Source organism: Pseudomonas sp. S2_C03, assembly GCF_054668405.1.
The window spans coordinates 3,919,037-3,932,090 of the sequence record NZ_CP162766.1; the positions used below are offsets into that span (position 1 = coordinate 3,919,037).

General features: G+C 61.7%; 7 protein-coding genes. 2 read left to right on the forward strand and 5 right to left on the reverse strand.

Going from position 1 to position 13,054, the window contains the following annotated elements:
- Positions 1-226 precede the first annotated feature (226 nt).
- Entirely contained in the window at positions 227-4,123 is a 3,897-nt protein-coding gene (hrpA, locus tag AB4N64_RS18095) for an ATP-dependent RNA helicase HrpA (RefSeq protein ID WP_460117253.1), read from the reverse strand.
- Positions 4,124-4,206: 83 nt separating this feature from the next.
- On the reverse strand, positions 4,207-5,925 hold the full coding sequence (aceK, locus tag AB4N64_RS18100; protein ID WP_460117254.1) for a bifunctional isocitrate dehydrogenase kinase/phosphatase: 1,719 nt from the start codon (positions 5,923-5,925) through the stop codon (positions 4,207-4,209).
- Between the two features lie 412 nt (positions 5,926-6,337).
- Here aceK and AB4N64_RS18105 point away from each other — a divergent pair, with 412 nt between their 5' ends.
- Both AB4N64_RS18105 and AB4N64_RS18110 read left to right on the forward strand, forming a co-directional pair.
- Positions 6,338-7,963, forward strand: a complete 1,626-nt coding sequence (locus tag AB4N64_RS18105) for a methyl-accepting chemotaxis protein (RefSeq protein ID WP_460117255.1) — start codon at positions 6,338-6,340, stop codon at positions 7,961-7,963.
- Between the two features lie 72 nt (positions 7,964-8,035).
- Positions 8,036-8,923: a DMT family transporter gene (locus AB4N64_RS18110; protein ID WP_460117256.1), complete on the forward strand. Its 888-nt coding sequence runs from the start codon at positions 8,036-8,038 to the stop codon at positions 8,921-8,923.
- A 129-nt stretch (positions 8,924-9,052) separates the two neighbouring features.
- On the opposite strand, the gene AB4N64_RS18115 is transcribed toward AB4N64_RS18110, so the two are convergent.
- From AB4N64_RS18115 to AB4N64_RS18125, 3 genes are read right to left on the reverse strand one after another with little or no spacing between them, the layout of a single operon-like run.
- Positions 9,053-10,633, reverse strand: a complete 1,581-nt coding sequence (locus tag AB4N64_RS18115; protein WP_460117257.1) for an aldehyde dehydrogenase (NADP(+)) — start codon at positions 10,631-10,633, stop codon at positions 9,053-9,055.
- Between the two features lie 23 nt (positions 10,634-10,656).
- A complete protein-coding gene (araD1, locus tag AB4N64_RS18120) occupies positions 10,657-11,652 on the reverse strand; it encodes an AraD1 family protein (protein ID WP_460117258.1) in 996 nt (331 codons plus the stop codon).
- Positions 11,653-11,704: 52 nt separating this feature from the next.
- Entirely contained in the window at positions 11,705-12,880 is a 1,176-nt protein-coding gene (locus AB4N64_RS18125) for an L-rhamnonate dehydratase (RefSeq protein WP_431756532.1), read from the reverse strand.
- Between the last annotated feature and the right edge of the window lie 174 nt (positions 12,881-13,054).

Sequence of the window (13,054 nt, forward strand, 5' to 3'; positions counted from 1 at the left end):
GACATCCGACCCGTGCGAAGGCACTGGGTCACGAAACCGGCGTTTATGGTCGCGAAGTTTGCCATAAATGGCAGGTTTTGGCGTGTTTTGCCGGTAACCCGCCAAACACCAGCCCTGTAGGAGCGAGCTTGCTCGCGATGGGCGTGAGAACACCGCGGGGTGTCAGGCTTCCCGTGTCATCGTTGACGTCCATCGCGAGCAAGCTCGCTCCTACAGAGGGCGGCGGTTACGCTTCGACTTGCGTCCACTGTTTGTTCAGGCGCTTATCGGAGATCGGCACCTTGGTCCCCAACTGCTGGGCGAACAACGACACCCGGTATTCCTCCAGCCACCAGCGATACAACTCAAGCTGCGGATCACGCTTGCCTTCCTGGGCGTGTTTGGCGGCACGGGTCTGGTACTGGCTCCACAGGGCCGAGAGTTCACCACTCCAGACCCGATCTTTCTGCACCTGGGCGCCCAGCTTCTCGAAGCGCTGCTCGATGGCCTTGAGGTAACGCGGCAGCTCCTTGAGCCACTGCATCGGTGTTTCGCGGACAAAGCCCGGGTACACCAGTTGGCTGAGCTGCTGCTTGATGTCGTTCAGGGCCACGGCTTGCGCCAGGTCGATCTTGCCCTTGAAGCGCTTTTGCAGGCCGTGCCAGAGCTTGAGAATGTCCAGGGTCAACCTGGCCACGCGCTCGGCATGCTCGGTCCAGGCGCCACGCTTGCGTTCGGCCAGCGCCGCCAATCCCGCACCGTCCCGGGGCAACGGGTCTTCGCCGTCGAGGATGCAACTGTCGAGGCTGGCCAGCAGGATGTCTTCGACCAGTGCATCGACACGCCCCATGTCGCGGTACAGCAGGCCCAGCTCGGTCAGCCCCGGCAACTTGCCGCGCAGGAACTTCGCCGGTTCCGCCAGTTGCTGCATCAGCAAACGCTGCAAGGCGCGGCGGTGTTGGAACTCGGCTTCGGCCGGCGTCGAGAAACGCCCTTCCTTGACCGTACCGCCCTCTTCCACCAACGCCGGATAGACCGTCATCGACAGTCCGGCGATCTTCTGCTGGGTTTTTTCCGCCACCGCAGCGAACACTTTCGCCTTCACCGGCTGCTGGCTTTTCGCGGTCTGTGGCACCGCCAGAGCGGCCTGACTGGCTTCGGCAAAACGCGCCGTCAGTTCCGCCAGATCCCGTCCTTCGCCGAGGAACTTGCCCTGGCCATCGACAATTTCCAGGTTCATTCGCAGATGACTTTCGACCTGCTGCGCCGCTTCCGCCCAGGCTTCATCGCTGACCCGTGCGCCGGTCATGCGCAGCAGCTCGCGCCCCAGCGACTGGGGCAGCGAGCCCTCGGCAAAGGTCATGCGCTGCAACGCCGCCTTGACGAAGTCCGGCACCGGTACGAAGTTCTTGCGCAAGGCCTTGGGCAGGTTACGCACCAGGGCAATGCACTTGGCTTCGATCAACCCTGGCACGAGCCATTCCAGGCGTTCCGGCGGCAGCATCGGCAACAGCGGCGCCGGCACGCGCAAGGTCACGCCATCGCGTGGGTGATTGGGTTCGAAGTGGTAACTGAGCGCCAGTTCCAGATCACCGATGTGCAGGGTGTCGGGGTATTGCATCGCGGTGACTTCACTGGCTTCGCGGGCCAGCACATCCTCTTCGCGCATGATCAACAGCTGTGGGTCTTTCTGGCTGTTGACCCGGTACCAACTGTCAAAGGTCGCGGTCTGGTGGATCTCCGCCGGCAGCCGCGCATCGTAGAACGCGTACAGGGTTTCCTCGTCGGCGAGGATGTCACGCCGACGGGCCTTGGCTTCCAGTTCGTCGAGCTGTTCGAGCAGGCGCGCATTCGCCGCCAGGCACTTGGCCTTGGACTGGATTTCGCCGCGCACCAGGCCTTCGCGGATGAACAACTCGCGGGACACCACCGGGTCCACAGGGCCGAAATGCACCGGCCGACGACCGACCACGATCAGCCCGAACAGCGTGATCTGCTCGTAGGCTACGACCTGCCCGCGCTTCTTCTCCCAATGCGGTTCGAAGTGGTTTTTCTTGATCAGGTGCCCGGCGAGCGGCTCGATCCAGTCGGCGTCGATCTTGGCCACCATGCGCGCGTAGAGCTTGGTGGTCTCCACCAGTTCGGCGGTCATCAGCCATTGCGGGCGCTTCTTGCCGATGCCTGACGAGGGGTGAATCCAGAAACGTCGCTGACGGGCGCCGAGGTAATCGCCGTCCTCGGTTTTCTGGCCGATCTGGCTGAGCAGGCCGACCAATACCGCCTTGTGCAATTTCGGGTAATCCGCCGGTTCTTTGTTAAGGCTCAATTGCAGGTCGCGGCAAATGAGGCTCAACTGACGGTGGGAGTCGCGCCACTCGCGCAGGCGCAAGTAGTTGAGAAAATTCTTGCGGCACCAGTTGCGCAGCGGGCTGGCCGTCAATGCCTGGCGCTGCTCTTCGAATCCACGCCAAAGATTGACCAGCGCGGCGAAGTCCGAATCGGGATCCTTCCATTGCGCGTGAGCCTGGTCCGCCGCTTGTTGACGTTCTGGCGGACGCTCGCGCGGGTCCTGGATCGACATGGCGCTGGCGACGATCAGCACTTCCTGCAAACTTCCCAGCTTCGCCGCTTCCAGCAGCATGCGCCCCATGCGCGGGTCCACCGGCAGGCGCGCCAACTGGCGACCCAGCGGCGTCAACTGACTGTTGCGGTCCACTGCCGAGAGTTCTTGCAGCAAGTTGAAACCGTCACTGATGGCCTTGCCATCCGGCGGTTCGATAAACGGGAATGCCGTGATTTCACCGAGGCGCAGATGCAGCATCTGCAGGATCACCGCCGCGAGGTTGGTGCGCAGGATTTCCGGGTCGGTGAATTCCGGGCGACCCAGAAAATCTTCGTCGCTGTAGAGGCGCACGCAGATCCCTGGCTCGACCCGCCCGCACCGCCCTTTACGCTGGTTGGCGCTGGCCTGGGAAATCGCCTCGATGGGCAGGCGCTGAACCTTGGCGCGGTAACTGTAGCGGCTGATGCGCGCGGTGCCGCTGTCGATCACGTAGCGAATGCCCGGCACCGTCAGGGAGGTTTCCGCGACGTTGGTTGCCAGCACCACGCGACGACCTGGGTGCGACTGGAATATCCGCTGCTGCTCCGCTGGCGACAGCCGTGCGTACAACGGCAGGATTTCGGTGTGCTTGAGCTGGGCCTTGCGCAGCATGTCGGCGGCGTCGCGAATCTCCCGCTCGCCGGGCAGGAACACCAGCACGTCGCCAGGGCTGCGGCGCTCGCTGCGCTCATACGCGGCAATTTCGTCGAGGGTGGCGAGGATCGCCTGATCCACAGTGAGGTCGTCCTCAACGCGATTGCCCTCTTCGTCCTGTTCCAGGGTCAGCGGGCGGTACCAGGTGTCCACCGGGAACGTACGGCCCGAGACTTCGACAATGGGTGCATCGTCGAAGTGCTTGGAGAAGCGCTCCAGGTCGATGGTGGCCGAGGTGATGATGACTTTCAGGTCCGGGCGACGGGGCAGCAGGGTCTTGAGGTAGCCCAGCAGGAAATCGATGTTGAGGCTGCGTTCGTGGGCTTCGTCGACGATGATCGTGTCGTAGCGTTCCAGATAGCGATCGTTCTGGGTTTCCGCCAGCAGGATGCCGTCGGTCATCAGCTTGATCAGCGTATTGGCGTCGCTCTGGTCTTCGAAACGCACCTGATAACCGACCAGCGCGCCCAACGGCGTACCCAGTTCCTCGGCAACCCGGCTGGCGACGCTGCGCGCAGCGATCCGGCGCGGCTGGGTGTGGCCAATCAGCCCGTGTTGCCCGCGCCCGATTTCCAGGCAGATCTTCGGCAACTGGGTGGTTTTGCCCGAGCCGGTTTCGCCGGCGATGATCAGCACCTGGTGTTGTTCCAGGGCCTTCTTGATCTCATCGCGCTTGGCGGCAATCGGCAGGCTGTCGTCGTAACGAATCACCGGCAGGCTGGCCTTGCGCGCCAGCACCTGATCACAGGACGCCTGCAGGCGTGTCACCCACTGAGCCAGCTTGGCCTCATCGGGTTTCTTGCGCAGCTCAAGCAACTGCCGCCGCAGCCGGTGACGGTCGGCGAGCATGGCGTGATCGAGGTTTTTCAGCAGTTTGTCGATGGTCATTAATGCAGCCGCAAGCGATAAGCTAAAAGCTGCAAGGGTAACAGAGATGCAGCTGCAAGCTTCAAACGGCTTGCAGCTTGCAGCTAATCGCTTGCCGCTGCTTGTCTACGATACGGAAACACATCAATCACCTTCCCCGCCCGAATCGCCTCCTGCAAGCCCTTCCAGTAATCGGCGTTGTACAACTCGCCATGCAATTGATCGAACAGCTTGCGTTGCCCTGAATCGGCGAACAGGAACGGTGGAAACTCTTCCGGGAATACATCCAGCGGCCCGATCGAATACCAGGGTTCCGAGGCCATCTCGTCCTCGGGGGTGCGCGGCGCCGGGATGTGGCGGAAGTTGGCTTCGGTCAGGAAACAGATCTCGTCGTAGTCATAAAACACCACGCGGCCATGGCGGGTGACGCCAAAGTTCTTCAGCAGCATGTCACCGGGGAAGATGTTGGCCGCCGCCAGTTGCTTGATGGCCAGGCCGTAGTCTTCCAGCGCTTCGCGCACCTGTGCTTCGTTGGCGTTATCCAGGTACAGGTTCAGCGGGGTCATGCGTCGCTCGGTCCAGCAGTGGCGGATCAGCACGGTGTCACCTTCCACCGACACCGTCGACGGCGCCACTTCCAGCAATTCTTCCAGGCACGCCGGTTCGAACTTGCTCAGCGGGAAACGGAAGTCGGCGAACTCCTGGGTGTCGGCCATGCGCCCGACGCGGTCGACGCTTTTCACCAGACGGTACTTCTCAATCACCGTGGCGCGGTCGACGTTTTTCGAGGGAGAGAACCGGTCCTTGATGATTTTGAACACGGTGTTGAAACCCGGCAGGGTGAACACGCTCATCACCATGCCACGTACGCCGGGGGCCATGATGAACTGGTCGTCGGTATTGGCCAGGTGATTGATCAGTGCCCGGTAAAATTCCGACTTGCCGTGCTTGTAGAAACCGATCGAGGTGTACAGCTCGGCAATGTGCTTGCCCGGCAGGATACGCTTGAGAAAACCGATGAACTCCGCCGGCACCGGCACGTCGACCATGAAATACGAACGGGTGAAAGAGAAGATGATCGACACATCGGCTTCGTCGGTGATCAGCGCATCGATCTGGATGCCACGCCCTTCCAGGTGCAGCAGCGGAATCGCCAGCGGCCACTGCTCATCGGCGGTGAAGATGCGCCCTACCAGGTACGCGCCCTTGTTGCGGTACAGCACCGAGGAAAACAGCTCGACGCTCAGGTCAGGGTCCTTGCACACCCAATCCGGCAGGTTTTCGCGCAATTGCGCTTCGAGACGGCGCAGGTCCCCCGGCAGGTCGGCGTAATTCTCGCTGAAACGGTAGTCGGCAAAAATGCTCGCGAGCATTTCTGACAGATTCCCCTGGGGTTTGTAGATTCGGGTTTGCGCCGCGCGGGCCCGGCGCAGGCTCGGCCGGGTGGTGTGGATGAACATGCAACCGTCGCTGATCAGGTCATGGCTGAAGAGTCCGCAGAAGATCGAGTTGTACCAGGTCTCCGAAAGCTCATCGTCGAAGCGCAGGTCGATCAGGCTGATGTAGGCGTTCTTGACCAGCGGCCAGCAGCTCACATCCAGGGTTTCGCTGTCGAAGGCGGTGCGCAAACGCTTGACCGTCTCGGCGACCTTTTCCTCGTAAAGGTTGATCCGCGCCGCCGAAGCCTCCTGGGTCGCCTGCCACTGCGCCTGCTCGAACCGCGCCCTGGCGCCGTCGGTTATCTGGCGAAAATGCTCGCGGTAATCGTCGAACCCATCGAGGACGGTTCGGGCGATATCGGCGGCGGGCCATTGCTGCACCATGATGAGACCTCTACGGGAATTCGGAAGACCTGAGCTTAGCCAGTGAACCCGGTGCAGGAGAAGCGTAATTTTTGCGATGACTGCCACGCCATCAATCCGCTTGCCGATGTTTTTCGGATTTATTTAACTCGACCGTTTGGTCAGAAAAATGACCCGCGCGTCATTTCCACAAGATGAATCGATTCATCTGCAAGCCGCGAGCGACGTGGCTTTCGGATCCAATCCAACGCTCCCGTCTTCATGGATGCACACCTTTGCAGGTTTCGCTCACCCGCGTAGGAGGTCTCGACACCTGCCCTGATTGGCCTTACCAAAATGATGGCACTTTGATATATACGCCGCCGTTACCTGCCTAAAACAAGATCCTCGGGCTACGAGGACATCCTCTTTTTATCAGCCCAAGGAGCACCTTATGTCGTTAAGGAACCTGCGCATCGGTTTGCGTGCGAGTTTGAGTTTTGCCGTTCTGGCCACCCTTCTGGTATTGGTCGGACTGTTCGGGATTGGTCAGATGGCCACCCTGCGCGAAAGCGCCAGGGTGATTGAAGAAACCTGGATGCCAAGCAGCGAAAGCGTCCACGACAGCGCGGCCGACATTTCCGCCATCCGCCTGGAGTCATTGCGGATGAGGACCACCGCCTTCAATGAAGTGAAGCTAAAAAGCAAAAGCATCATCAATGACAAGCGCCAGGCCTTGCTCAAGCGCTTTGATGAACAGGCCGCCCTGCTCTCAAGCGATCAGGAACGCGTCATGCTCGACAACCTGAAGCAAGGCGTGGCCAAGTACCTGTCGCTCGTCGATCAAATCGTCGCCAGACTGGACGCCGGCCACGAGAGCCAGACGTTCGAACACCTGAATGCAGAGCTGAGCGCGCAAGGCAGTCTGGTGGATAAAACGCTCGAGTCGATAATCAGTTTCAATCAGCAGGGTGCCGATGCCGCCGCCGATGCCGCGCAATCCTTGTACGAGCGCGCCCAATGGATCGTTGGTTCGATCATCGTCATCGCCCTGCTCGCCACCCTGCTACTGGCCTGGGCACTGACTCGCAGCATCACCACGCCGATCAACCATGCACTGAGTGCCGCACGCCGAATTGCGGACGGCGACCTCAGCGGCCAGATCGTCAGCGACGGCAAGGACGAAGCCGCGTTGCTGCTTTCGGCCCTGTCCGACATGCAGGACAGCTTGCGCTTGACCATTCGCGGCATCAGCGATTCGGCCAGGCAACTGGCATCCGCCGCTGAGGAAATGAGCTCGGTGATGGAGGAAAGCACCCGTGGCCTGCAACAGCAGAACGACCAGATCGAAATGGCTGCCACCGCCGTTACCGAAATGAGCACCGCCGTGGACGAAGTGGCCGCCAACGCCGTGTCCAGTGCCCAGGCGTCCCAGGCGTCGAACGAGGACAGCAAGCACGGGCACGTACAGGTGAGCGAAACCATCACCGCCATCCAGGGACTGGTCAGCGAAGTGCTGGGCGCCTCGGAACAGGCACAGGGGCTGGCGGTACAGGCGCAGGACATCAGCAAGGTGCTGGAAGTGATTCGCGGCATTGCCGGACAGACCAACCTGCTGGCCCTCAATGCGGCCATCGAAGCGGCACGGGCAGGGGAAGCAGGACGTGGGTTTGCCGTGGTCGCCGACGAGGTGCGTTCCCTGGCGCAACGTACGCAGAACTCCACGGAAGAAATCGAGCAGATGATCACCAACATCCAGCAAGGCACCGGGGCCACGGTCGGTGCCTTGCAAAGCAGCGCCGAGCATGCAAACCAAACCTTGCGTAGGGCCAACAGCGCGGGCAATGCACTGGAGAAAATCACCGCGTCGATTTCGCAGATCAACGAACGCAATCTGGTCATCGCCAGCGCCGCCGAACAACAGGCACTGGTGGCCCGGGAAGTCGACCAGAACCTGGTGACCATCCGCGACCTGTCGACCCAGACCGCCGCCGGCGCCACCCAGACTTCGGCTGCCAGCCAGGAGCTCTCGCGCCTGGCCATCGACCTCAACGGCCTGGTGACGCGCTTTGTAATTTGATGCCGGTTTTTCGGTTGCCATCGACAGGGCTCTCGGCAACACTCTCGCCCCCATCAATGGAAGGAGTGCACCGTGAGCCCTGTCGATCTTGTACGTCTGCTGTTGCTGGCGGCCATCTGGGGTGCAAGCTTTCTGTTCATGCGCATCATCGCCCCGGTGATCGGCACGATCCCCACGGCTTTTTTCCGTGTGTCGATTGCCGCGGTCGGCTTGTTGGTGATCCTCGGCCTGTTGCGCGTGCGCTGGGACTTCAAGGGCAAGCTGAAAACCGTGATGCTGCTCGGGGTGATCAACTCCGGCATTCCGGCGACGCTGTATTCGGTGGCTGCTCAGGTGCTGCCCGCCGGTTACTCGGCGATTTTCAACGCCACCACGCCATTGATGGGGGTGTTGATCGGCGGGCTGTTTTTCAGTGAGCGACTCAGCGCCGCCAAACTGGGTGGGGTCTTCCTCGGCCTGTTCGGTGTGGGCGTGCTGACCCGCGCCGGCCCGGTGGCGTTCGACTTGCCGCTGCTGATGGGCGCCATCGCCTGCCTGCTCGCGACCACCTGCTACGGCTTCGCCGGGTTCCTCGCGCGGCGCTGGCTCGATCAGGCCGGTGGGCTCGACAGTCGTCTGTCTGCATTGGGTAGCATGCTCGGGGCAACCTTGTTCCTGCTACCACTGTTCGGCTACAGCGCACTCAGCCAGCCACCCGCAAGCTGGGGCGGTTGGAATGTCTGGCTGTCGCTGCTCGGACTGGGACTGGTGTGCACGGCGTTTGCCTACATCATTTACTTCCGCTTGCTCAGCTCGATCGGCCCGGTGAAATCGTCCACCGTGACCTTCGCGATACCGCCGTTCGGTGTGTTGTGGGGGGCGATGTTTCTCGATGAGCCGCTGTCGATGGCGCATGTGTATGGCGGGGTGTTGATTGCGGCGGCGTTGTGGTTGGTGTTGAAGCCTGCTCCCGCCAGGTGATTTTTGTTGAAGCTGCTGACGCCTTCGCGGGCAAGCCCGCTCCCACAAGGTTCGGTGTGTACAGAAAATCTGTGTTCAACACCAAACCCTGTGGGAGCGGGCTTGCCCGCGATGAAGCCCGCTCAGACGCTACAAGGCCTGATCAGTCATCTCCCCATCCACCAACCGCCGTATCCCCAGCGGATTACTGTCCTGCAACGCCTCGGGCAACATCGCATCCGGGTAATTCTGGAAGCACACCGGGCGCAGGAAACGATCGATTGCCAGTGTCCCCACCGATGTCCCTCGGGCATCGGAGGTCGCGGGATACGGGCCGCCATGCACCATCGCATCACAGACTTCGACCCCGGTCGGATACCCATTGAACAGGATCCGCCCGACCTTTTCCTGCAACACTTCGGCCAGCCAGCGGTGCTCCAGCAACTCATCGGCCTCGCCAATCAGCGTCGCCGTCAGTTGCCCGCGCAAGCCATGCAATGCCGCCGCGAGCTGTGCCTGATCCTCGACTTCGATGACGATGGTGGTCGGCCCGAACACTTCTTCCTGAAGCAGCTCGTCGCCCTTGAGCAACAGGCTGACATCGGCCTTGAACACCTGTGGATGCGCCTGATTGCCCTGCTGCGGTTGGCCTGCCAGGTGTGTCAGCCCCGGATGTTCGTGCAGTTCGCCCACACCACGGTTGTAGCTGGCCAGCGCGCCGGCATTGAGCATGGTCTGCGCCGGTTGCTCATTCATCTGCGCGCAAAACGCTGCGAGGAAATCGCTGAACTGCGGCGAGCGCAGGCCAATGACCAACCCCGGATTGGTACAGAATTGACCGCAGCCCAACGTCACCGAACCTGCCAGTTGTGCGGCGATCTGTTCGCCGCGCACCTTCAGCGCCTCGGGCAACAGGAACACCGGGTTGATACTCGACATCTCGGCGAACACCGGGATCGGCTGCGGCCGAGTCGCGGCCATGTGGCTCAGCGCATTGCCGCCCTTGAGCGACCCGGTAAAACCCACAGCCTGGATAGACGGGTGTTTGACCAGCCACTCACCGACCCCCGCACCGAAGATCATGTTGAACACGCCGGCGGGCATACGGGTGCGTTCGGCGGCGCGGGTGATCGCGTCGGCGACCCACTCTGCGGTCGCCATATGCCCGCTGTGGGCCTTGAACACCACCGGGCAACCGGCGGCCAAGGCTGAAGCGGTGTCACCCCCAGCCGTGGAAAAGGCCAGCGGAAAGTTGCTCGCGCCAAACACCGCCACTGGCCCCAGGGCGATGCGGTACTGACGCAGGTCTGGGCGCGGTAAAGGTTGGCGATCCGGCAAGGCACGGTCGATCCGCGCCCCATAAAAATCACCGCGACGCAGCACCTTGGCGAACAGGCGCAACTGACCGCTGGTACGGCCACGCTCGCCCTGGATGCGCCCAGCGGGCAGCGCGGTTTCGCGGCACACGGTGGCGACGAACTCATCACCCAGCGCATCGATTTCATCGGCGATAGCGTCGAGGAACGTCGCGCGCTTTTGCGCACTCAGGTTGCGATAGGTCGGATAGGCCGCCGCAGCCGCTTTGGCGGCGGCATCCACCTCCGCCTCGCTGGCCTGGAAGAATCGGGCGGGCAGCGGCTCACCGGTGGTGGCGTCGAGGCTCTGCAACTGCACGTTGCCGTTGGCGCTGCGACGCCCGCCGATGTAGTTGTGTCCGAGTATTGAGGTCATGAAGATTTCCTTGGTCAGCCGACTTAAAGCGTGCGCACCTGCCCGATCGGCAGAGGCTGGGCAGATTCACCGATACCGTTGACCAGTGGCGCGCCAAACTCGTCGAGGCTGATCTGGAAATAGTCACCCGGCTGGGTTTTGACCCCGTCGGCAAACGACAGCGTGGCGGTGCCGAAATAGTGCACGTGAACATCGCCGGGACGCAGGAACTGCGCGTACTTGAAGTGATGGAATTCGAGGTTGGCGAGGCTGTGGCACATGTTGTCTTCACCACTGAGAAACTCCTTTTCCCACAGGGTTTCGCCATTGCGCACAATGCGGCTGGTGCCGGCCAGATGCCGAGGCAATTCGCCGACGCGCAACTCGGGACCGTAGGAGCAACTGCGCAGTTTCGAATGTGCGAGATACAGGTAGTTGCGGCGCTCCATGACGTGATCGGAGAACTCGTTGCCCAGCGCGAAACCGACGCGGTATGGCAGGCCGTCATCGCCAATCACATAGAGACCCGTCAGCTCGGGCTCTTCACCGGCGTCCTCGGCAAACGGCGGCACCGGAAAGTCCGCGCCGGGGCGCACGACGATGCTGCCGTCACCCTTGTAGAACCATTCGGGTTGCGCACCGATCTGCCCGTCTGCCGGCTTGCCACCCTCCAGGCCCCATTTGAAGATGCGCATCGTGTCGGTCATACCCGCTTCCACCGCGCCGTCATGCTGGTGCATCTTGTCCCGCGCTGAAGCGCTGCCCAGGTGGGTCAGGCCGGTGCCACTGATCAGGCAGTGGGCCGGGTCTTCGTGGTCCAGCGGCGGCAGGACCTTGCCCTGCTGCAACAACTGGGCGTAGTCGGGGCCCGGTTGGGTACCACGTTGGGCCACTTCCTCCTGCAGGCTGCGTTGGCCGCGGATGGCCGCGAGTGCCAGTTCACGGGTGCTGCGGGTGTCGTTCAACACCAGCACCCGGGAACCTTCGACCACGCCGACCTGGCGCGCTCCCTGGGTGTTTTCGAATTGAATCAGGCGCATGTCTTTCTCCTCTGGGTCAGGGACGGCGCCGCCCGTGAGCGACGCCTGAAGGTCACTCGATGATGTTGAAGTCGCTCAGGTACTCATCGGAGATTTCCAGGCCCAGGCCCGGCTTGTTGTCGTCGAGCTGGATGTAGCCGTTGACCGGCTGCGGCTCGCCCTTGAACACGTAGTAGAAGAGTTCGTTGCCAACCTCGACGTCGAACACCGGGAAGAACTCGGCCATCGGCGAGGCGGTGGTGGACATGGTCAGGTGGTAGTTGTGCATCTGCCCGGCGTGCGGGATCACCGGCACGGACCATGCTTCGGCCATGGCGTTGATCTTGCGCGCGGCGGTAATGCCACCGACGCGGTTGGTGTCGTACTGGATCACGTCGACGGCGCGACGTTCCAGCAGGTCCTTGAAGCCGTAGGAGGTGAACTCGTGCTCGCCGCCGGAGATCGGCATGATGCCCATCTTCTTCAGCTCGATATAACCTTCGATGTCATCGGCGATCACCGGTTCTTCCAACCAGCGCGGTTCGAATTCGGCGAGTTTGGGCAGCATGCGGCGGGCGTACTCCAGGGTCCAGCCCATGTAGCACTCAAGCATGATGTCCACATCGGGACCTGCCAGTTCACGCAGGGCGCGCACTTGTTCGATGTTCTTGCGCATGCCCGCCGGACCGTCTTTCGGGCCATAGCCGAAGCGCATTTTCAACGCGGTGAAACCCTGGTTCAGATAGCCCTGGGCCTCTTCGAGGAACAGGTCGAGGTTGTCGTTGGCGTAGAGTTTGGAGGCGTAAGTCCAGATCTTTTCCTTGGTACGTCCGCCCAGCAGCTTGAATACCGGCTTGTTGACGGCCTTGCCCATGATGTCCCAGATCGCGATGTCGATCGCCGAGATCGCCGCCATTCCGATACCCTTGCGCCCCCAGGCGTGGCTCTGGCGGTACATTTTCTGCCAGATGTACTCATTGTCGAAGGGGTCTTCGCCGATAGCGATGGGAGCCAGATAGGTGTCGATGATTTCCTTGGCCACACGCGGCGCCAGGGCGCAGTTGCCGATCCCGACGAGACCGGTGTCAGTCTCGACTTCCACCACCAGCCAACCGTGGAACCGGAACGAGCCCATGGCGTCGCCACGCTCGAACAGGATGTCGCTGGCATTGGTGCAGAAGTGCGCCTGAGGAGGAACGACTTTGCCTTTCCACTCGAATACGCGGGTACGGATCGCTTTGATTTTCATGAATTCAGTTCCTTGCTGGCGCTTCTTGTAATTGTTGAGTCGCGTGCACGAAACCGCTCGTGTGGCGGCTTCCAGGCATTCGATGGAGCGACTTTAGCCAGCCGCCGGGGAGCGCGGATAATCACTTATGCGCATCCATCGATAACCTGGGGAAATAGGTACCAGCGGTTATTG

What these genes read in the sequence shown, in the direction of transcription:
- aceK (WP_460117254.1), bottom strand. Translation starts at nt 5,925, where the DNA reads ATGGTGCAGCAATGGCCCGCCGCCGATATCGCCCGAACCGTCCTCGAT.
- hrpA (WP_460117253.1), bottom strand. Translation starts at nt 4,123, where the DNA reads ATGACCATCGACAAACTGCTGAAAAACCTCGATCACGCCATGCTCGCC.
- AB4N64_RS18125 (WP_431756532.1), bottom strand. Translation starts at nt 12,880, where the DNA reads ATGAAAATCAAAGCGATCCGTACCCGCGTATTCGAGTGGAAAGGCAAA.
- AB4N64_RS18115 (WP_460117257.1), bottom strand. Translation starts at nt 10,633, where the DNA reads ATGACCTCAATACTCGGACACAACTACATCGGCGGGCGTCGCAGCGCC.
- araD1 (WP_460117258.1), bottom strand. Translation starts at nt 11,652, where the DNA reads ATGCGCCTGATTCAATTCGAAAACACCCAGGGAGCGCGCCAGGTCGGC.
- AB4N64_RS18105 (WP_460117255.1), top strand. Translation starts at nt 6,338, where the DNA reads ATGTCGTTAAGGAACCTGCGCATCGGTTTGCGTGCGAGTTTGAGTTTT.